General features: G+C 50.4%; 21 protein-coding genes. 19 read left to right on the plus strand and 2 right to left on the minus strand.

Annotation, left to right across the window (positions count from 1 at the left end; all coding sequences use genetic code 11):
- From J9788_RS23545 to J9788_RS23585, 9 genes are all read left to right on the plus strand, one after another.
- On the plus strand, positions 1 to 257 hold a 257-nt coding region (locus J9788_RS23545; protein ID WP_209333068.1), incomplete at its 5' end, for a fimbrial protein.
- A gap of 24 nt (positions 258 to 281) precedes the next feature.
- The gene (locus tag J9788_RS23550) at positions 282 to 704 is read left to right on the plus strand and encodes a hypothetical protein (RefSeq protein ID WP_182265393.1); all 423 of its coding nucleotides are present in this window, start codon (positions 282 to 284) and stop codon (positions 702 to 704) included.
- Positions 701 to 2,092: an FKBP-type peptidyl-prolyl cis-trans isomerase N-terminal domain-containing protein gene (locus J9788_RS23555; protein WP_182265392.1), complete on the plus strand. Its 1,392-nt coding sequence runs from the start codon at positions 701 to 703 to the stop codon at positions 2,090 to 2,092. Before J9788_RS23550 ends, J9788_RS23555 begins: the two co-directional genes overlap by 4 nt.
- Positions 2,089 to 2,745, plus strand: coding sequence for a helix-turn-helix transcriptional regulator (locus J9788_RS23560; RefSeq protein ID WP_182265391.1), 657 nt, complete (start codon positions 2,089 to 2,091; stop codon positions 2,743 to 2,745). The genes J9788_RS23555 and J9788_RS23560 overlap by 4 nt, the downstream gene beginning before the upstream one ends.
- A gap of 3,359 nt (positions 2,746 to 6,104) precedes the next feature.
- Entirely contained in the window at positions 6,105 to 6,509 is a 405-nt protein-coding gene (locus J9788_RS23565; RefSeq protein ID WP_182265390.1) for a TIGR03757 family integrating conjugative element protein, read from the plus strand.
- A 73-nt stretch (positions 6,510 to 6,582) separates the two neighbouring features.
- A complete protein-coding gene (locus tag J9788_RS23570; protein ID WP_241427928.1) occupies positions 6,583 to 7,518 on the plus strand; it encodes a TIGR03756 family integrating conjugative element protein in 936 nt (311 codons plus the stop codon).
- Between the two features lie 10 nt (positions 7,519 to 7,528).
- Complete coding sequence (locus tag J9788_RS23575) at positions 7,529 to 9,010, plus strand: integrating conjugative element protein (RefSeq protein ID WP_182265485.1); 1,482 nt, start codon at positions 7,529 to 7,531, stop codon at positions 9,008 to 9,010.
- A gap of 16 nt (positions 9,011 to 9,026) precedes the next feature.
- On the plus strand, positions 9,027 to 9,398 hold the full coding sequence (locus J9788_RS23580; protein WP_182265388.1) for a hypothetical protein: 372 nt from the start codon (positions 9,027 to 9,029) through the stop codon (positions 9,396 to 9,398).
- Positions 9,395 to 10,933: a conjugal transfer protein TraG N-terminal domain-containing protein gene (locus tag J9788_RS23585; RefSeq protein WP_182265387.1), complete on the plus strand. Its 1,539-nt coding sequence runs from the start codon at positions 9,395 to 9,397 to the stop codon at positions 10,931 to 10,933. The genes J9788_RS23580 and J9788_RS23585 overlap by 4 nt, the downstream gene beginning before the upstream one ends.
- Positions 10,934 to 10,962: 29 nt before the next feature.
- Here the strand turns inward: J9788_RS23585 and J9788_RS23590 are convergent, their stop codons facing one another.
- Together J9788_RS23590 and J9788_RS23595 are read right to left on the minus strand one after the other, a co-directional pair.
- Positions 10,963 to 11,355, minus strand: a complete 393-nt coding sequence (locus J9788_RS23590) for a hypothetical protein (protein WP_182265386.1) — start codon at positions 11,353 to 11,355, stop codon at positions 10,963 to 10,965.
- A gap of 474 nt (positions 11,356 to 11,829) precedes the next feature.
- Positions 11,830 to 12,444, minus strand: a complete 615-nt coding sequence (locus J9788_RS23595; protein WP_182265385.1) for a hypothetical protein — start codon at positions 12,442 to 12,444, stop codon at positions 11,830 to 11,832.
- Between the two features lie 1,140 nt (positions 12,445 to 13,584).
- Here J9788_RS23595 and J9788_RS23600 point away from each other — a divergent pair.
- From J9788_RS23600 to J9788_RS23645, 10 genes are all read left to right on the plus strand, one after another.
- On the plus strand, positions 13,585 to 14,484 hold the full coding sequence (locus tag J9788_RS23600; RefSeq protein WP_182265384.1) for an integrase domain-containing protein: 900 nt from the start codon (positions 13,585 to 13,587) through the stop codon (positions 14,482 to 14,484).
- Positions 14,485 to 15,130: 646 nt separating this feature from the next.
- Positions 15,131 to 15,403, plus strand: a complete 273-nt coding sequence (locus tag J9788_RS23605; protein WP_227414682.1) for a hypothetical protein — start codon at positions 15,131 to 15,133, stop codon at positions 15,401 to 15,403.
- Between the two features lie 66 nt (positions 15,404 to 15,469).
- Positions 15,470 to 15,844: a hypothetical protein gene (locus tag J9788_RS23610; RefSeq protein ID WP_182265383.1), complete on the plus strand. Its 375-nt coding sequence runs from the start codon at positions 15,470 to 15,472 to the stop codon at positions 15,842 to 15,844.
- A gap of 95 nt (positions 15,845 to 15,939) precedes the next feature.
- Complete coding sequence (locus J9788_RS23615; protein WP_182265382.1) at positions 15,940 to 16,518, plus strand: hypothetical protein; 579 nt, start codon at positions 15,940 to 15,942, stop codon at positions 16,516 to 16,518.
- Positions 16,519 to 16,578: 60 nt separating this feature from the next.
- The gene (locus J9788_RS23620) at positions 16,579 to 17,064 is read left to right on the plus strand and encodes a hypothetical protein (RefSeq protein ID WP_182265381.1); all 486 of its coding nucleotides are present in this window, start codon (positions 16,579 to 16,581) and stop codon (positions 17,062 to 17,064) included.
- A gap of 86 nt (positions 17,065 to 17,150) precedes the next feature.
- Positions 17,151 to 17,753 (plus strand): DUF3085 domain-containing protein, encoded by a 603-nt coding sequence (locus tag J9788_RS23625; protein WP_182265380.1) that lies wholly within the window; start codon positions 17,151 to 17,153, stop codon positions 17,751 to 17,753.
- A 75-nt stretch (positions 17,754 to 17,828) separates the two neighbouring features.
- Positions 17,829 to 18,839, plus strand: coding sequence for an ArdC family protein (locus J9788_RS23630; protein WP_182265379.1), 1,011 nt, complete (start codon positions 17,829 to 17,831; stop codon positions 18,837 to 18,839).
- 11 nt (positions 18,840 to 18,850) lie between these two features.
- Positions 18,851 to 19,129, plus strand: a complete 279-nt coding sequence (locus J9788_RS23635; protein ID WP_182265378.1) for a TA system toxin CbtA family protein — start codon at positions 18,851 to 18,853, stop codon at positions 19,127 to 19,129.
- The gene (locus tag J9788_RS23640) at positions 19,122 to 19,394 is read left to right on the plus strand and encodes a hypothetical protein (protein ID WP_182265377.1); all 273 of its coding nucleotides are present in this window, start codon (positions 19,122 to 19,124) and stop codon (positions 19,392 to 19,394) included. Before J9788_RS23635 ends, J9788_RS23640 begins: the two co-directional genes overlap by 8 nt.
- A 111-nt stretch (positions 19,395 to 19,505) precedes the next feature.
- Entirely contained in the window at positions 19,506 to 20,429 is a 924-nt protein-coding gene (locus J9788_RS23645; protein ID WP_079451176.1) for a DUF1281 domain-containing protein, read from the plus strand.
- The last annotated feature ends 123 nt before the right edge of the window (positions 20,430 to 20,552 follow it).

Here is a 20,552-nt window from a genome sequence, read left to right on the forward strand (position 1 = left end):
CTGAGAACGCCAAACTGCCCGGCCTGTTGGCGTTGGATGGCGGCAGCCTGGCGTCGGGGATCGGCATCGGGCTGGAGGACAGCAGCGGCAAGGCGCTGCCGCTCAATCGCGCCAGCGATAAATTCCGCCTGAACGCCGGCAACACCACACTCACGCTGCAAGCCTATGTGCAGGGAGAGCCGGAAGCCATCCAGACGAAGTCCATCGGCCGCGGCACCTTCAGCGCGGTGGCCACCTTCACGTTGGAATACGAATAAGCGTCTACAAGGACAAAAAACGCAATGATGATTAAACCCCTCACTCGCGCCCTGCGCATGAGTCTGCTGTGCCTGTTGGCGTTGAGCGCCGCCGCTTGCCAAAGCCAAAAGTCGGGCAAGCCCGCCGTGAACACCCAAAATCAGGCTGTGCAACCTCCGTCAGAAGAGGTGTTGCGCAAGCAGCGTGAGGCCGAGCAACTGCGGCAGTGCCAGCAGCAGCTGGGCGCGTTGCGCACGGTCAACGAGAAACAGTATAAGCGCTACAAACAGGCGTTCGACAGCCTGATGAGCGGCGCTTCGCAGTACGCCAGCCTGCGCGCCCGGGTAAACGGCGACACGCAGGAGACGGTGGATGCGCTGTATCGCTACAAGGTCAACTATCTGTGCGCCGGGGTGAATCAGGCGGTGTTGACCGGCTTGGCGGATCGCGGGGAGCAGGTTAAATGAGGCTGCGTCTGCTGGGCTGTGTCGCTTTGCTGTTCACCGGCGTCGCGCAAGCGGACGACGGCGTGCCGGCGCTGCTGCAGTTTGCCGAGCAGTATCAACGGCAGAACACCGAATCGGCGAGCGAAGAAAAAACGGCGCCGGACGACCGTGCGTCGGGGCAAAAAAAGCGTGAACCCGCGAAGCGCCCGTCGGACAACAATAAGCCAGCCTCACCGGCCAAAACGTTTACGCTGAGCCAGGAATTATTGGCGCGCGATCAACAGCTGGCGCGCCAGCGAATGGAACTGACGATGCTGCGCCAGGAGCTCGCCGCGCTGCGGGCGGAGAAAGCGGTCCCCCCCGTCGCGGCGTTGCCGGATTCGTCAACGCTTCAACAGTGGATCGCCGGGCTGGGTGCCGCCTGGCGCGGTTCGCCCGACGCGCAGCGCGCCGAGGCGCTGTTGCGTCAGGCGACGCAGGAAACCGCCAAAAGCAGAGCGACGGCGGCGCAGGCCGAACGGCGCGTCAACGAACTTGAGTCTGCCGCGCAGGCATCGGCACAGACGCTTGCACAACGCCAACGCGAGCACCAGGAGGCGTTGCATGCTCTGCGCGCCGCGTTGGAAGAAAGCGAGCAGAAGCGGGCCGATGAGCAGAAAGTGACCCAGCAGGCGCGCGAAGACCTGCTGGCGTTGCGTAAGCGGCTGCAATGGGAGATGACGCCGGAGCAGTTGAAGGATGAACGCAAGCGTTTGTCCTATGCGGCGGGCAGTGCGCTGGGGCGGGATATTCAGGGGTTGATGACGGAGCGTCAAAGCTGGGGCGTACCGGTGGATCGCGACAGCCTGTTGGCGGGGGTTATCGACAGCGTGTCGGGGCGTTTGCAGCTGCCGCCGCAGGAACTGAACACGTTGACGGCGCAGGCGGATGCCGCCGCCGTGGCCGCGCGTGAGAAACGCGTTAACGAACAGCAGCGGCGTGATGAAGATTATCTGGCGCAGTTCCGTCAACAAAAGGGCGTAAAACAGTCGGCGATGGGCTTCTGGTATCGGGTGGATTATGCCGGGGAGGGCGCACTGGCGCCAACGGCGGTGGTCGATGTGGTCGTGAAGGAGAAATTGACCGACGGCACGGTGATCCAGGATATGGAACTGAGCGGCAAGGTGCTGTCGCAACCGCTGTCCGAGTATCCGCCGCTGTTCCGGGAGGCGATAAGTCATCTGCACAACCACGGCTCGTTGACGATGGTCGTGCCGCCGGCGCTGGCCTACGGTGAAACCGGCTATCCGCCGAAGGTGCCGCCCAACGCCACCATGGTTTATGAATTGCGCATCGACAACAGCCAGGCGCCGGCAAAGGGCGTCCAGGCGGTTAAACGGGAAGCCGACACGGCGGGAGGGCAGGGATGAACACGATGGTAAAAATCGCGCTATTTGATGAGAATCGATACTTCAGCGCCGGTTGGCAAGAGGCTCTGGCGCTGCACTTCAGCACTTACGGCAAGCGCACGCTGTTAGTGGATGCGCGGCAGGTTCACGAAGCCGATCTGGTGTTCTGCTATTTTCCTCCCGGCGTAAAGAGTTGCTTTGGCCATTTATTTGATATGCAGAATATAGGGCGGAAAACACTGTATTTCTCGTTGCGAAAACCGAAAAAAAGATTTCATCGTGTTATTGACGATAGCTGTGGGCTGGAAGCCGGCGTCATCTACCACAATATGCCGTTGGACTCGGCGCTGCATCAGGTGAGCACTGAGTTGGAGTTGGGCGGCAAATGGCCGGACTGGCCGAGTTGTGGCATGAACTGTGTATGCCAACACCGAGGTCTTACGCTGCGGGAACAGGAGATCATGCGCTGGATGGCACGAGAGATGGGGGTAAGGCAGATCGCCCGGATGCTGGATATTAGCGTGAAGACGGTCAGCAACCACAAGATGAGCGTTATGCGCAAGATGGGGTTCCGGCGTAATGCCGAGCTTTACAGCTGGCTGCGATGGAGTTCTGGCAGCGATGTTATTAAAGAAAGAGTGTTTTTTAGAAAACACAATATTCTTAGTAAGTAATCTTGCTGATCCTATATTTTTTGAGAGTGTTAAGAGATTATATTATCTATAAGATACTATTCAAACTAATTAACGTGAGGATATATGACTAGTTACACATTGTTTTCTTTTTTTTTGACAATGTTTTTTATTGTTCTCAGTTTAACAATAAGTACATATATGTATCGAAAGGGAACTATTCCAAGATCAAGAAGTATGATCTTCATATCTAATTTCTTCATGGCTGTAACAGTTATCATGATAATGGTTTTTATTCTTACTTTTAACTTTACTTTTGAGAAGGTGCTTAGTTTCTTCTCCTGCGCAACTTTGTGGTAAAGCTTATTTGTTGTTAGGGGCATTGCGTTTCTGTAGTTATTTATGCTTTTTTGTTCAGTTTCTATAATTTCATGCGTGGCTGTTAGTTAGTATTGGTATGTTTTTTGTGTCTTTCATTATTAATTTTCGCCACGCATTACATAGTCTTGATTTTATTATCAATGCCGAATTTATAAGTTGGGGTGTATGTTAATTGATGTTGATGTTTTCGCCAAAATGATAGGGTTGAAGCCTGGGGAATTAATATTTTACATTAGAAGTAAAAGTGATTATAAGGGCTGTAAGCTGCCTAGTCCTACGAGGGGTTCAAAAGGTGGTATGAAATTTAAATTTAATGAAGTTATAAACTTTTGCGATAAAGTCAACAATAAAACACTAGGGAGTTGATGTGATATATACATATATAAGCATATAAAAGTGTGATGACTAATTATGTTTTGTCATAATTGTATATGGTAGAGCGTAGTGGGTGTGGGATTTGATTTTTTGTCTGTGATATTCAAGTCGTTGTACGAATGGAAATATATAATAGCAGTTTTTTAGCATACGTTTATTTAGGCCTGCACGCATTTCTCTATTTCCCCTCCAACGTAATATACTTACTCTGACTATTTAGATGTTATGTATCGTTATGAGAATACATTTCTAATCGAGAGTGTTACTATTGCCCGTAAAATTAACTTTTAAAAAAATCATGTATGTTTCTTTAGAGAGTGTGTCAGCTATTGCTGATTGGATTTCTAAGAGGATACTCGAGAATTAGGATTGTAGAGTAATGCAGTAAAGATAAATTCATTTTAAAATTTCGAAAATCCTGGGTGTTTACTATTATAATAACCAAATCGATGTAATTCTATTGGAGAGATTAGTTAATGATGTGGCTAGATAAAGTGAAATTTCCAATAATTAAGTGATTTTTAAAATTAAAAATTAGATTTTTATTTAAATATAACTGGAGTAAATGAATTTGGTTTTTTTTATTAATTAAAGATAATAATTGGAGTGTCTTATTATCACTAAGTAATATGGTTTTATAAAATGCTTCATGCGACAAGTTGAGAGTTCCGAAAGAGACATCTGAGCCTATTAAAGAGAGCTTTTTTGATTTTGGAACTTGAAATGCTGTTTGATGTATGTCTGGAAAGGTTATTATATTTAGAGAGTGCTTAAATAATTAGATGGGTTATATTTGATTGTTGTAAATGGCATGCTGCATGTTAATTTTAGATGAAACTCAAACCCTCTTTAACTATGCTAGTAATAAAGTGCGTTTATAATATTAGCAAATCTAATTTACCTAATTAAAGGTACGTTGGTTTTTTTATCTTGATGGCACTGCATTTTCGAAATTTGATGCTGAATAATGAGTGCTGCCTGCCAATTAAATACGTGGCTGTGTTTTTTTTGGTATTATGTTTTTTTTGTCTATCTATTATCTATTTAATTTAAATAAATTTGCTGGCCGCATTAGAATTGTTTATTGATTCTTAATAGGGTTCTTGTATGGTCACCTTCTTAATATTGAATGTTTTCATCTGTTACGTTTCCTTTGCGTTTCACGTTAGTCTATTAAAATCTCGAAAAATATATAGAAGGAAAATATTCATATCAAGAAAGATGAAAGTCAAGAATAAATTTATTAAAACTAAGCGTTTTTTTATTAAAGTATGCAACGCATTGTTTTTCAGGCAAAGTTAACATTTATACTGAAAGCTATGATAAGTTTAAATGCAAAAAAAATTTTCAAATCCAGTTTTTATTTCTTAATGGTAATATATTGATTTTTTGTGTTGCGTTTTTATTGATTTTTTGGAGTAGCTATTTTTTAATGCGGTTTTTATCATTGCATATAAATTATAGTGATGGGTTGTTTATTGTTTTGTAATTTGGTTGTGATCTAAAAGCTATCGTTGATATTATTGGGTGTTGTCTCTATGTAAGCCATTTGAAGTCCTTGATGGGATAAAAATCTAAGCACATTCACATTGTTATAAAAGTTAACTCTATTATGGGGATGGTTATTTTTGACCTTCATCTATTCATTGGTTGAAGTAATAACTGAATATCATTACTGATTTTTTTTCGGTATAGGCTGTTATCCGAAACCACCACCAGATGTTAACACATTATTTACAAAACCATGATGAATATGAACTGCAGCCATGCTTCGTGCTATTGATATCTACGCTCTGAGTTGTGGGGCACGGTATCCTTCTTATCCTGCTGCTATCATCTAAGTGTGAACCTCAGCGTTATGCATTGGCGGCCTGACTGTTTATCACAAAAAAATCATAGGATTGAAAACCATGCTGTATACCTTATCGCTCCAGAGACAATAATACCGCAAGACGGCAAATATCCTTATAAGGCTTAAGATACAGTGAAACATAGTAACTTGGGTTTGCATGAATGGGGTTGTAAGTAAAACATTGTTAATTAAGTATGGTTTATGTACGAAACTCTAATTTTGACAGATGGAAATTCTAACAGGCACATAGTGTTGTGGTGAGAAATATGTTGATGTCAAGCTGATTGTAATTAATTATTCTTTATCAGATTTATCTCTATGGAGATGGGTATCATAGATATGTGTATGTTTCCTTGTCTCGTTTTTCGTTTGATGGGAGTGTCCTAGATGAGTTGGTGGATTTTTTACGAAAGTTCAAATGTTGCTAATTTTTACGTGGATTAAAAGAAAGAATTTTTGGGGTGCTGCCCCACGATTATTTTGTCGGGATGTTTTTACTGGAGGAACTCATTGTTTGGTGAGTTATTACGTTAAGTTTCTCATCCGGAAATCGGTTCCTTAATGCCGATAAGTTCACTGATACCTTTTCTCTATAGGGGAGGATATCAGTCTTGCGAGAGTTCATACGAAGAGAGAAAGGTTCTGGGCTGCTATTTTTTTTGATTTTTTAATAGAGATTATAAAGAGCTGGCTTTCGAAGAAAATTATCGCAATCCAATAAAGACTTCTTTGCTGTATTTCTGAGCACGTTATAGCACCTTGTGTGGATTCTATCCACGTAGGAGTGTACGCCATGAAAATCAGCACGTTGCTGACGTTGTTTCCTCTGTTGATACCGGCATCAGTGCTTGCCGGCACGGTGCTGTATACCGATTCCCTCCATCCCCCGACCAATAATGATGCCTCCGTGACCGTGATTTATCTTGACGGTCCTGAGCAGTTGCAGACGCAGCTCTTTGGTGCACTGTCGTCGAACCCGGATGAAGCGCAGCGCCAGGCGAAAGCCGTACTGCAGTCACCGCAGTGGCAGGCGCATGAACAGGAGCTGGCCACGGTTTACCGCGCGGTGGTGCGCGCCTGGGAACTGGGCGTCAAAAAAGTCCCCGCGGTCGTGTTTGATGAGCGGGATGTGGTGTATGGCACCGCTGATATCGCCCGGGCCACCGCGTTGCGCGCGAAGTCACTGGAGGGCCAGTGATATGCAACGATCTCCCTTGCAGTTGGCGTCTCCCGGACAACTCCGGCTGACCCTTAAATCCTCCGGTGTGGCCATGATGCTGTCTGCGGCCGGCGTGCCGGCGACGAATGCCACACTTAACAGCGCGCAGATTGTTGCCAGTGCGGTGTCGCAGTCCTGCATCAGCTGGCGCGTCAGCGGTATTTGCTACTGGTTGTTCTGCAGTTGGGGCGGCTGCACTGTCCGAACTTCGGTCAAAGTTAGCCATTTCATCCCGGAGGCGGTAGTGTCGGCGTATAACACCCCGGGAGGCAATCCGTGGCGTGAGATGTCGATGGTCAGTCAGGCCGCCGGCGGACTCGAGAGCAATATCACCAGCGCGCTGGGCGGCGTTGCAGCCGGCGGTGGCAACAATGAGCTGAAAACCCCCGGGCAGCGTAAAACCAACCTTCACTTCAAGTATGCCGATGCCATTGGTCATCCGGCGACGACTCTGATTGGCGGCAGCATTGCCGGCTATTCGTGCCGCAGTGCGGCGACCCCCTTCGTGCCGTATTTCCTCAGCACGCTGGACAGCCTGGCATGGCGTACTGATATGCCGGAATCCCTCTATCCCGAAGCATTGGTGCCTGGTCAGCGCGAGGTCGGCAGTCAGGCGGCCACGAATATGTGGGGCAATGTCTATCCCCGTTCGGGATTTGTGACTCAGGTCGATGACGACAAGGCGGGTGCTCTGGTGGCACAGCGGGTGGCGGACATCATCACTCGGTCTGGTCAGCCGCACGTCTACCAGCCCCTGAAGGGCCAGCGCTCGGAAGGGTACTGGCCACCAAGTGCGGTTCAGGAAAATACCGGAACCAGCAACCACAAATGGCAACGTCTGGCACCTCAACTGAGCCAGTCCTGTGCCGTGTTCCCGGACGGTGAGCATCCGCCGGCCGCGGATGCGAACGCTGCCTTCGCCTTGTGGCAACCATACAGCTGCTGCCAGCGCCGCGGGCAGCGTTTCCTCTACAGCACGGATTTTTGAGGCATAAATGATGAAAAAACCAATGAATAAATCTCTCTGGGGACGGCGCAGTCTGCTGTCTCTGTTGGTTGTCAGCAGTATGGCATTGGCCGGCGTAAATGCGTACGCTGACGACAATGACGATAACGGTACCCTGTTTGGTATTTCGTTGCCCCAGGTGAATGACAGCAATATCGGTTACGGAAAGAACGCCAGCGGCGCCATCTCGGACAAGCTGTTCTATTCCCTGGGCGGAGGCTCGGTGATATCGCAGCCGGCGACGCGTGGCAATATGCAGCGACTGGGGATGAACCTGGGCTGGAGCTCGGATTTGATGTGCGGCAACTACGACCTGAAGAGTACCATCGGTAACCAGCTCAATGGCGTGACGGACGGGTTCAAGAGCCTGATGGGTAACGTTATTCAGGGCGCTACCGGTGCGGTAGCCAGTCTGCCTGCGATGGCTATCCAGCGTGCTAACCCGGGCTTGTATGAAATGTTGACCAACGGGGTATTGCAGGCCAATGTGGCATTCGACAAAGCCCAGCTCAATTGCCAGAACCTCTCCAAACGGATGATGGATATGGCGGACTCCGGCGGATGGAGCCAGGCGGCGGTGATGGAGGAGGCCAAAAGCCTGATCAATAACGGGGATGCCGATGCAGTGCGGTCGATGAATGCCACCGAGAAAGTAACCGGGCAATCCGGCCAGACCTGGATCGGTGGACAGAAGCGCGGCGGCGCCGGTCAGCCGGCTATCAAGCCAACGCACGATCTGGCTGCAGCTGGCTACAACATGATGAATGCGCTGCCGGTCACCAGCACCTCCAGCGTATCCGGCAGCAGCTGTACCGGTGGTGCCTGTACCAAATATGCCAGCAGTGAAGAAGCGGCAGCAGCTGTAGTGAAGGTGTTGGGCGACACCTCGCTGCGCACCTGCAAGGACGCAGCGCAATGCACCAGTGGCGAAGGGACCGAACAGCCAGGCAGCACCGTAGCCGGTACGGGGTTTGCGCCGATGCTGGAAGAGGCGACGAAAACGAATAACGAGCAGTTGGCCAGGCTGATCAATGGGGCAGCAAAACCCACCGCGGGCAACCTGGCCAAACTCAAGACGGGTAGCCTGGCGGTGACCGCCGGCGTTATCAAGGCACTGCAGCGCGATCCGGATAATGCCGCCCTGGTTGGGCGCCTGGCCAGTGAACTGGCGATGGCGGATACCATCGAAACGGCCTTTATCATGCGGCGCATGATCACCACTGGGATGTCTGAGCCGAACGCCTCTGCGCAAAAAGTCGCGATGGAAGAAGGCGATTGGCGTATCGAGGCGCTGGATCGTGAGATCACGGCGCTCAAGAACGAGATGGAGATGAAGCGTGAAATTGCGCGTAACGCGGTACTGACCATCATCGACAGGGAGAACAATCGGGCGGATACCAACCCGCAGCGTCAGTCGGTTGACAGTCCGGATACCAAGTTCAACCAGCTGGCCGTGCCGGAAAGCGACCAGTAATCGTGAGGATGAATCAATGACCGAAACAGAGAAAAAAGCGGTGACGCCCGCCAGGAGGCGCCGATTGGGTCTGCGGGCTAAGCGTGTTCTGCAGATGTTGGGCATGTTGGTGATAGCGATGATTGTCGCGCTGGGCATGGCTCACTGGGGTGTCAATCACCCGGGAGAGAGTGCCGCGCTGCGTGACTGGGTACACAGCACCCGTTATGGCTGGCTGAGCTGGCGCCTGGCGCTATACGCCGCGCTGGCCTGGGGATTCTGGAAAATCTGGCACGCGCCGGGTTGCAAACCGGAATACCAGCAGCCGCTCAAACGTATGGCCATCGCCTGCGCGGTATTTGCCCTGGCCTGTGAATACAGCCTCTTTGATGGAGGGCTGTCGTTATGATGACCAACAGCTATCTGGAGTATTTTCTGACGCTGCTCGGCTGGCTGATTAACAATGGCCTGTGGGAGTTGCTGGTCAGTACGGGGCTGTTTGTGCTGCCGCTGCTGTTCAAGGTGCCAGCCATCTGGCTGAAGGTACGCGAGGAAGGGGAGGATGAGGGCAACAAAGGGATGCTGTCTCTGCCACGCATCGAAAACCTGCTCTACGGGGCATTCTTTGTGATGCTGGCCTGCTGTCTGCCGCTGATGAATGTCAGCCTCGACACCATCAAGTACGACAGCAGCCGGGCGGCGACCTGTGGTACATGGGCACCGAAGAAGCCGGATGAAACGGGCTACGCCAACATCATGTCGAGTATGAACGGCCAGACGGCGAAGGTGCCGGTGTGGTGGTTGGTGGTGCATAAACTCTCAAAAGGCATCACGTCGGCGGCCGTTGCAACCATTCCGTGTCGGCCGGATCTGCGGCAGGTGCGTTTTGAGGTTCAGCACAGCCGGGTCAATAATCCTGCATTGGCGAAGGAGCTGCAGGACTTCACCAACGACTGCTACGCACTGGCGTTGTATACCTGGCAGAACCGTGACCAGGGGCAAACGACCGACAAGGCCACGCTACGTGATATCGAGTGGCTGGGGTCGAAAACCTTCCTGAACGGCGGCTACTACAACAACCTTCAGTCCAAAACGCCGCGCGCCAGCTTCCCGTGGAATGAGGCGAGGGACAGCGGCCGGCCAAACACCGGACGAGGTGGGTACCCGACCTGCAGCGAGTGGTGGTCAGCCGGCGAGACGGGGCTGGAGGCTCGCGTGGTGAAACAGGTCGATCCAGGCGTGATGTTGCGGATGTCTGCCGCGCTGAAGATGATGGGGCAACCGGATGCAGATTATAAGGAAGCCGTGGTACGGCGCCTGGTCAGCCCGGATAACCTGACGGTCTCCCAGAGCGGACGCGCTTATGCCGGCTACGGCGGCAATGCAGACTTTACCCTGGACAACTCGGTTAACCGTATTGCCTCTATGGGTGGCACTACACTGGGGAGCCTGGCGGCCTATCCGGCATTTGATGCCATGCGTCAGGCCTTGCCGATGGTGCAGGCGGTACTGCTGATGGCGGTCTATATCATGGTGCCGCTCATCTTGGCCTTTGCGGCCTACGCGTACAAGACGGTGATTACCGTGACGTTCGTGGTATTTGCGCTGAACTTCCTGACGTTCTGGTGGGAACTGGCGCGCTGGCTGGATAGCTGGTTACTGGAGGCATTGTACAGTTCTGACTCGCACAGCCGCTGGAATGTGGCAGGGTTCCAGAATAGTGCCGATGACCTGATTATGAACTTGGTGATGGGCTGTACGTTTATCGTGTTGCCGGCTGTGTGGTTGGGAGCATTGTCCTGGGCCGGTGTTAGTGTTGGGCATTCTATCGGTGCGGCAGTTAAAAGCGGTACTGACACGGCTCATAATACCGGGGGTAAATTGGGAGGCGCAGTTGAAGGGGCAATTGGGCAAAAAGCCGGGAAAAATTTGACTGGAGGGTAAACTATTTATGGCTGGGGGACATCCCCAGCCTAGTCATCATCTTTCCATTCATTATAACGATGAGGATGGTATTCTCTACCATTGAAACGGTCACGATTCCAATCGTGATAGATTTGCTTGTCATTATCATCGGATTGTCGAAAACTTGAGAGCTGCGTTTTTGACGGGAAAACTAAGAGAATAATCGCTCCCACCAATACTGCTGAAGCTGCAATAAACATCCCTCCGAATGCCAAAATTGCCAGCATGCTAATGGTGAACATGACGATTGGAATGTGTCCTATCCAACCCGGAAGCCTGTGCTTTCGTGCCTTAGCCACGCAGTGTCGATCCCATCTCATGATCGTGTCTTTCAGGCGTGTCCACTTGCGGGCTGCCCAAATGCCTCTTTGATAGGCCTGCTGATCTCTGGCTTGGCTCATAATGCCTCCATATGCCTGCTTAGCCGTTTGAGTACTATAGCTTAAATAACAATCAATGGCTATTTACTTGGCTCTTCGGCAAATGGGTGGGCACAGAAGCATTCGTCGTTCGTTTTTGATACGCTGGCAACCGCTTAATAGAAACAAGGCATAATCTGAAAATCTTTCATTTCCAGTCTGAAACTTCGGCCACCCTCAACAAAACTTGAAATATCGTCTGGCTTAATAGTATTAAAATCAACCATTACCTGTCTTTGCTCTGGTCCCAGGAAGATAACACTGGCATTTTTGTTCCTTAGGTTTAAACACAAGTTATTGTCATTGAAATCAAGCTGGTGAGCAAGGATGTATATTTTCTCACTCAGAGTGTCTTTATTAAAGTTATTACTTACCCAGCCCCAGGAAAAGTAGGTGAACACGAGTGTTAGCAAAATAAAGGTAATTGCCCCCCATGGAATCTCTCTATCAGTGTCATCATCCCATAATTTTTTTTAGATAATAGCATATTGGTAAAAGGTTAAATGCAGCTGCAGTCAACAGAACATAGACAAGCTGTGATGCGTGGGTGAAAAAGATATATGCAGTCAGAAAACTCCTGGTGAATGGGAAGTGAGATGAGTCAATTCCGAAAATACCATTTATGGCAGATGATGCTGTTGCTGTAGAAAAAACAAGTAATGCAGTAAATGATAATGACACCATAAGTTTTGTTATGCCAAATTTCCAGAGTTCTCTGACTAAAAACAGTCTTTCAATGTTAACGCCTATCCAAATTGCCGTAAGGGAGACTGAAAAAAGATACGCATAAAATTTCCATTTACCAAGGTATTCAGAGTCGCTATCTCGGTTGATGGAGAATATCAGTATTAATATGGCTAAAATAGCCAGGCCGTTAAGGGCGTTTATGATTCCCCACTCTTTTCTCTTCCCTTCGTACTCTTTTTCATGTTTTAGATATGTTGCTGCATTTGCTATATCTTGTATCAGTTGTTTTGTCGATTTTATTTTGTTAAAGCGTGAGTGTTCATCAGTTTTAAACTCTGATGCCAGATATTTTATTGATTCATCTTTATTTCTATTATTGTTCATTAGCCCCTCAGCATGTTTTATCGAAATGTTCTTATTTGGGAGGTTCTGACTAGTAATACTGACGCTATGCCAAACCTAAAAACACAACCTCTTTTAGATAAGAAATATCGATCACTTTAACGGTACTTACTTTCTGAGAGAAAAGTTATCAAATAACTGAAAAATGTCTATTCCTTTGTTTGACGTGGTTTGTTAGGATTGCGACGTTGTACTGTCGTCCTCGGACGACCACCAATGCTCAGTGGGTCTGTGATGAGCGCCTTCGGGTGACCCTGCTGTCGATAGGCAGCCACCAATGATCTGGCCATCTGCGAGGATCGCCTTCGGGTGATGGCAAAAGAAAGCTTCCGTAGCCTGAGAGGGAGCACGCCATATATGGTGTGGTACATCTGCCCGCCTTTGGGAGCAGATATCGCCTGTATAACGTAGTATTCGGGGCGGTTAAGGCTGCTGAAAAGTCATCACAATGCCATGGCGCTATTAGCCTGGCACACATCTACATATGGCAATCCTTGCCTGAAGAATTCAGTCGCAACAGACTGATATCACTTACTTCTTTAAAGCTGTTAAGGCTTTTATGACGTGTTGCTGACGATGCGACTTTTGAACGCACGTATAAGGCCATTTGGTACATTTGGCCGCTTACGTGAGTCTCATTAGGAGCAGAGGAGCGCGCGTCACTTGTGAAGTGGCGAAGACACTACCAAGTGACGCGCGTAGCGCATAACGTCTCAATCCACGTACGACGTGGCTTTCAACGTTTAACTACCATCTGACCAACATGTAGTCTGTGTCAGTACGGTTTAGATACTCATTCACTTCAACGTAATTACGACGGAAAACACCGTTTTGAACGTTTCACTATCTAAAAGGAGGAAATCGACTCGGTATCGATGGCGACACTACGAACAGTAGTGTTGGAGGCAGCTTGACGAAAGTCAGCTCTGCATTAGCAGCAAACGGATCAGAGATCTGGGGTGCCTCGCAAGAACTCAACATTTCGCCGCCCCGATGCACAGATACCAGTCGAGACGCAGGAAGCGCAAAAGCAACCGTGTCGTCGGGGTTGAAATTACTGAGGTACAGATCCGTCTGCTTCTTTTAAAGCAGAAGGACGTGTATCCCATTGGAGATGTTAAGATGTCCAGATTCGGTAAACAGCTGGGAAAACAACTTGTCACGCTTGCTCGTCAGGGAAGAGGGAGTTTTAAAACCGTTGTTGACCGTTCCAGAATTGCAGACCGTTTTTCTGAACGTCTGGCAAAGTTAAATATTCAAATTCGGGATGTAAAACACATCAAGACCACCCATATCGAAAAATACATTCATAGCCGGCAGGCTGAAAATATATCGCTTCGCACATTGCAAAACGAGATGGCAGCTGTGCGCTCAATCATGTCAGCTGCGGGTCGGAATAAACTGGCTGATCCCAACCATGAGAAATTGAGTAACCAGGCTTTAGGGATTTCAGGTGCTAACCGTGATGGAAAAAAAGCCCCTATTTCGGATGAAAAGTTAACTGCTGTCATCAATCACGTCATAAAAAAAGATGCAGGGGTAGCATTGGGTGTTCAGTTGTCTCGCTATGTAGGTTTGCGAACGGAAGAAACGGTTCAGTCAGCAAAGTCATTAAAAACATGGCGACAGGCTTTAATTAATGGAGACGAGCGTGTTCGGGTTGTGTTTGGCACGAAAGGAGGTCGTCCTCGTGATACGACCATTTTTAATCGTGAGAAGGTTTTATCTATTTTAGAGGCGGCAATAAAACATTGTGATGAACACAATGGGAAACTGATTGATAAGCCTTCATTGCATACAGCAATAGAACGGTACAGAAATATTGTTCGTGAAGCTGGAATGACAGGGAAAGATGCTCCCCATAGTTTGCGATACGCGTATTCACGTGATGTGGTGACTTATCATGTTAAAAATGGAATGAGTCGCGTAGAAGCAGAGGCATTGGTATCGATGGATTTGGGCCATGGTGATGGCAGGGGGCGTTATATTAAGCAAGTCTATTTCAAAGGTGATGTAGAGTAACGGATTAATTGCATTTAGTATGCGGGGTTTTATTAATTTAAAATTTTATTAACTGTATGCGTGAATATGATGGTTCGTACATAACGGTCGCAGCTCTCACAGGGCTGCAACCTCAAAATCATAATGGGAGACGTTACGTTATTAGGATAATAGGACCTATTATTCCAAAACCAGGGGCTCATAGTCTCTTGACAGATCAGCGATTTGCTCGGAAAATAAACATGCTTACTCGTTGTCTTCGGACAACCACCAATGCTCAATGGGTCTGTGATGAGCGCCTTCGGGTGACCTGGCTGTCAGTCTACAGCCACCAATGATCTTGCCACTTGTGAGGATCGCCTTTCGGGTAGTGGCAAAAAACGCTTCCGTAGCTTGAAAGGAAGCACGCCGTTTACGGTGTAGTACATCTGCCCGCCTTTGAGAGTAGATGTCATCGTAGTTTTGATGAACAAGGCTTAACTTTCTTACCTATGATGATTGCGCGTGACGCAGTCAAATCCCAAGGGAAATACCTTTCCCTTGGGAGCGGTGTTTCCCTTTTTTACAGGAGAAACACCATGTCTGTTTTTACTTCTTCAGTTGTTCCTGATTTCTTCTCAACCCTGTGCACCGTGTCAAATCGGCTGTACAGCGAATACCTTTTCGCATGGCGCCGCCGCGTTTTACTGACTGGCACGTCAATGCAGCAGGTAATTTTGCCGTTCGCGCGCATGTTATCTGCAGTGATGATGGTTCGGTCAGCGCGTTACTGACGCTGCGCAAAGGTTGGTACAAAGGCGAATATACCTACGCAAGCACCCATGTTGTGCTGTCTTGCAAGCATACCGAGGCAGAAAAGCTTACCGACTCGCCAGTCAACATGCTGAGCATTTGGCCAGACTGCGTTACCGCTTTTAGAGCGGTCGGTTTACTCACTTAATACCCTGACGGGGATTTAAACCCGTTATGGGGATAAATCCCTCGGCATTTTATGGAGGATTTATCGATGCATACCCCGTTACCCAACGTACTTGACTTAAAAACCGCGCTTGATGCGTTTCATTTCCTTTGCCTGGTTGAAGGCAAGTTCATGAGTATCCGGGCTTGCCAGCGTCTGGGACTGGCTCTTGAACGTGAAGATCCCACTGAGCTGAATGATGTGGAAAATGCCGTTATCAATGCGGGAGAGGCCTTTGGTGGTTTCCTGCTGGTCATGCAGTACGGCTATATATCGACACTTTCCGCTAACGGGCAAGCGCTTATGGCTCGCCTGGATACACTGAGCAAAGATATTCACGCGTCTTATTGTGCGCAGGCCGTGGAGCAAGGCAAGCGCGATGTCGAAGCCGACATTGCGATTGGCGAGCTCGAGGTTTGGTGATCGGCACGGCAGCCTGACAGACACACGCCCTGACGGGGATTTATTCCCGTCCGGGGGATAAATCCCCCCAATTTTTTGTTACCGGAGGATTTATCGTGAGTATGAACGTTTATTTTGTCGCAACACCGTCCCAGGACGCATGGATTGATTTCACCCTGGCGGTGACCGAGGTGTTCTGGCTGTTGCCGGAAGAGGCCCGGCCAGAAGGTATCACGAAAGCCGGCCAGCTGTTTGATGGCATGATCTTCGAAACGGCCGGTTTACGTGTATCACCGGGAGCAGAGGAAAATATCCCGATGCAACCGGTGCCTTACGTCAAAGAACGTGTGGGGTTCTTTCAGCGCCCTGATTTTTTTCACCGACTGGTTCTGATACTGATTCATAACCTGTGCCCTGGCTCTGTACGGATAGAGCGGAACGACTCCAAACTTTCCAAAAATCCAGGATGGGAGTTGCCACTGCTCTGGTTGCGCCACCACCTTAAACGCCCGGAACTTCTTGCTCCGGGTGAAGTGGATGAGGCGGCACTGGCTGATGATTCCATTCTTTACCATTTGGAAGGGTATAGCAGTCATAACGATGATCCCGATGAATTGCTTTGTCGCTGGCGCGTTATTGTCGGCATGGATGAAGTGCTGGCGGTGCGTCTGAATCAGGCGCATTCGGCGGCATAGTCGCGATTTTTAATTCACCCGGCAGGGGAGCTCCTGTCCGTATACCGAGAGGAGTGACCCATGGGGCTTGATATCAACTTTTTCCGTCAGCGTAAGGCTGACTATCCGATGTTGCCGGTAAACGGCGACTGGACACCCGTCGGCGACTGGGTGCCGTGTTCACCAGCGTGGCTGGAGGACGGCGGTGATTGTGCGCAGGCGCCGCGAATATACAACCACAAAATGTGTAACCACTACCATCCGCCGCTGCTGGTTCACACCTGTCATTTTCGCGGGTTTACTGCGTTGATGCATTGGGTGGACAACAGTGTGGGGGACGTCACAAGCGGTGAGCTGATGGCGTTCGACCGTAACGACGTCCAGATGCTGGATTTGTGTCTGTCTCGGTTGAATGAAACGAACTGCTATGAGGAGTTTCCTTCGGAATCTCGTGACTACGGCAGTATTTACTGGACGCAGGTCGATTTACTGAAGGCGTACGTTAACAACGTTCTTGCCGGTTTTGATTTCAGTCGGGACCACCTTTACTTCCGGGCTTCGTGGTAACACCGTCCACTGGCCATAACGTTTCATTCCCCAGGAGGGGCTTTCCCTCCCGGGGAAGTCCGTCTCCGCAACTCAGGAGACTTATCATGTTGCATTTTAACCCTGCAGAACTGCGCGCCGTGGTGGCTGAAGTCCGCGCCAATCAGTGTGCGCTGGTGTTGGCCAAGGATAATGGCGTCTATCTGATGCCGGCCGTGGGCGAGCGAAACGCCACCGGCCGTATCAAACCCCTGGCGTATGCCGACGGGTGTCATCCTGACAAGGATGAGGCCTGGTATGAAACGTCCCGGCAGCTTGCCGGCGGCGACGACTTTGGCGAGGAGCTGGTGCTGAACGACAGTTGTATCGAGCGAATACTGTCGCAAGGCCATGAGCTCTGGATCCACCTGTTACCCGAAACGGTCTATATGCACGTAGCCACGGTTAACTGGGTGTGCGTCGCCGATTATCGCCGGGTGACCGCGCGCATGCTGCAGCTGGCCGAAGTGCATTACTCGGTTTGCGTCAGCCAGGATGAGTTTAAACACTGGCGTGAGCGGGCCATCAACCTGCTGGCCACGGCCTGTCATACCGATTGCAAACGGGCAAAGCCCGTCGATCGGGCTGATTACCTGGCCCTGTTCGAACGGCTGAAACAGCGTGTTGACACAGTGAATCCGAAAGGGGCGCTGCGTTACCTCGCTCTCTAATCACTTTTCCTGTCCCCTGGGGCGTATTCTTCGCCGCCAGGGGAGGAATGCGCCTTTTTCATTGAGGAGCATTCCATGAAGAAAACATCACCATCACGTCGGCCGGCAAAAGCCCGTCGCGAACGACCAGACCTGTACCAACAGGTCACGGACAACATCATCGGTGCCATTGAGCGTGGCACCTTACCCTGGCTCAAGCCCTGGCGGACTGACCGGAACCGGATTTATACCGGGTCTGTCATGCCGCAGAACGGCACGACGGGGTACCACTACAGCGGCGTGAATGTGCTGCTGTTGTGGATAGCCGCGGAAGAACGCGGTTTTCACTCCAATCGCTGGCTGACTTATAAGCAGGCGGAAGCCGTTGGTGGCCATGTACGTGCCGGCGAAACGGCAACCCTGGCTGTGGTATTCAAACCCTGGGATAAGCAAGTGGAGGATGCTGATGGCCGGCAGCTGTTTGATGAAGAGGGGAAACCGCTGAAAACGCGAATACCCATGCTGAAGCCGATGTACCTGTTTAACGTTGCCCAATGCGACAGCCTCCCCGAGGTCGTTGTCGGCGTTATGCCGGCAACCGAGACGGATGAGGGTGATGCGTCGGTTGATGCGAAAATGCAGGCTCAGGTTAACACCCTCGTTGAGGCCTGCGGTGTTCGGGTTGAACAGGCCTATCAGGACAGGGCGTTTTACTCCCCGCTCCGGGACCAGATTGTCCTGCCACAGGCTCAGCAATTTCGGACTGAGGCAGATTACTGGTCAACGTTATTGCATGAACTGGTGCACAGCACCGGCCATGCTAAACGGCTTAACCGGGAAGGGATCACGTCTTCTTCCCGGCGGTTCGGCGACTCAGTATACGCGTTTGAGGAACTGGTGGCCGAGCTGGGCAGTGCTTTTATGTGCGCGCAGCTTGGCGTCTTTGGTGACATCCAGCACGACAGCTACCTTGAGCACTGGCTCAAGGTATTGCGTGAAGATAAGCGCGCGCTGTTTCGTGCGGCCAAACAGGCCCGTGAGGCGTCAGAATTTTTGCTGAAGCCCCTGGCTAACCCGGTGACAACCGATCCAGCCGTTGCGGCATGAGGATTCTGGTGATGACGATTGAACAACGTTACTGGCAGACCATTGCCGGCAGGTTACTGGCCAAATATTTTGGCCTGGCGTTAAACGATACCGATCTGTGTGAAGCGGAGTGCGTGATGGCTTTACAGGAAGCGGGAGTACGGCCGTTTGAGGCGATCAACAACCTGGTGGATAAATACCACCTGGTACGCCTTGGCGCCAATCCCTTTACCTCATCATCACCGTATCTGTGCCAGGTGGAAGAGCTGGGTGTGATCGGTGAAACAAAACAGGAGATAACCGATGACTAAAGCCACCAACAAGGGGCTACAGATAACCGTTGACCCTGAGATTGCCAGCGAGCTGGCCTACATGCTGAAGCTTCAGCAGACCTGTTGCGCCGCTGTTGAGCTTGAGAATGTCGAGGGCCTGATCCATTACATTCTGGCGAGTATCGCCGATGGTAGCCGACGTCCGGACTCGTGGGCGTGCGGAATATTGGTACAGCTGGGATTGGTCGCTAATGGCAACGAACATCAGGTATACCGGGCTCACTATGGCAAGCAAGCCCACTAAGGACAGGAGCAGCGTCCTGGCCATCATGAGGTAACACCTAACCCAACGGGGGAGACTTTCCCCCGCTGTGGAAAGCTCCCTCTTTTTTCTTGTAAGAAGAGGAGAACGACCATGTCGAACTGGTGCAGTAACCGTTTAGTGATCACTGGCCAATCCGTTTTTGTTGATGAACTGCAGCAATGGGTCAATGGCCATGTTGTTCCTGACTACCGTCATGCTGTTCAACAAAGCTGCCGGTTGTTCCTGGCCGGGTGTGCCGGCATACTGAAGCCGGCGACGACAAAACCCGGTGTTTATGTGCCTTACCCGGCACTGTTAACGCAGCCGGGAATTGCATCGCCTCAGAATCTGGCCTTTGAACACTGGTTCGGGTTGCTGAAGGCAGATGTAACGTTAACGGGTGAGAACATTCGCCTGATAGAGCGACTCTACCGCCAGTCGGGTATCGATGCGGTGAAATGGGAGAACATCCCCAACGTCGCGAAGGCGCATATGGCGGATGTACTGTCGCGCCAGTATGCGGACTGGTTCGGACTGGTGGGGGTGAGCCCTGACATCGATGCCGGCATTTGCTGGGAACGTTTGGGCGTGATGCCTGAGTATACCGCGCCATGCGATATGCTGATGTTGCTCCCGACGCGACTGGCAACTGAACTGAATGGCTCAGGCGGGCTGCTGCGTGATGTGCCGACCACCACTGATCTCTATGGTCGGCAATACGGCGTCGAGTGGCCGGCCGGCCATAATGTCGGTTGCGTACGTGATGGCATCAATACGTTGACGGTACACTTCGATTCTCCGTGGTACCCGCCGGCCGGTGAGGTTATCGGGAGAGTGTCTGAGTTGTTTAGCTGCCAGGTGGAACATACCTGGTATATGCCTGATGCGGAACGCAGCGGCTACGATCGCTACGACCGCGGCGAGCATGTCGACGGTGGACGAATAGCGGCTAAGGTTGAGGAAGGTGAGGTGATCCACCTGACCTACGCCGACAAGGATTCTATTCCCTTGTCACCGAATGCAGCAGCCGGCTAATCACCGTTTTTTTGCTGAAGCACTAACCTATGGCCACCGGTGTTCTGGTGGCCTTTTTTATTTTAAAACAATTGTTTATAGCAATTAAATGGGTGGCGGTCGTTATCGATACGTTGAAACACT

It is taken from the genome of Serratia sp. X10, assembly GCF_017811775.1.
GTDB classification, from domain to species: domain Bacteria; phylum Pseudomonadota; class Gammaproteobacteria; order Enterobacterales; family Enterobacteriaceae; genus Serratia; species Serratia ureilytica.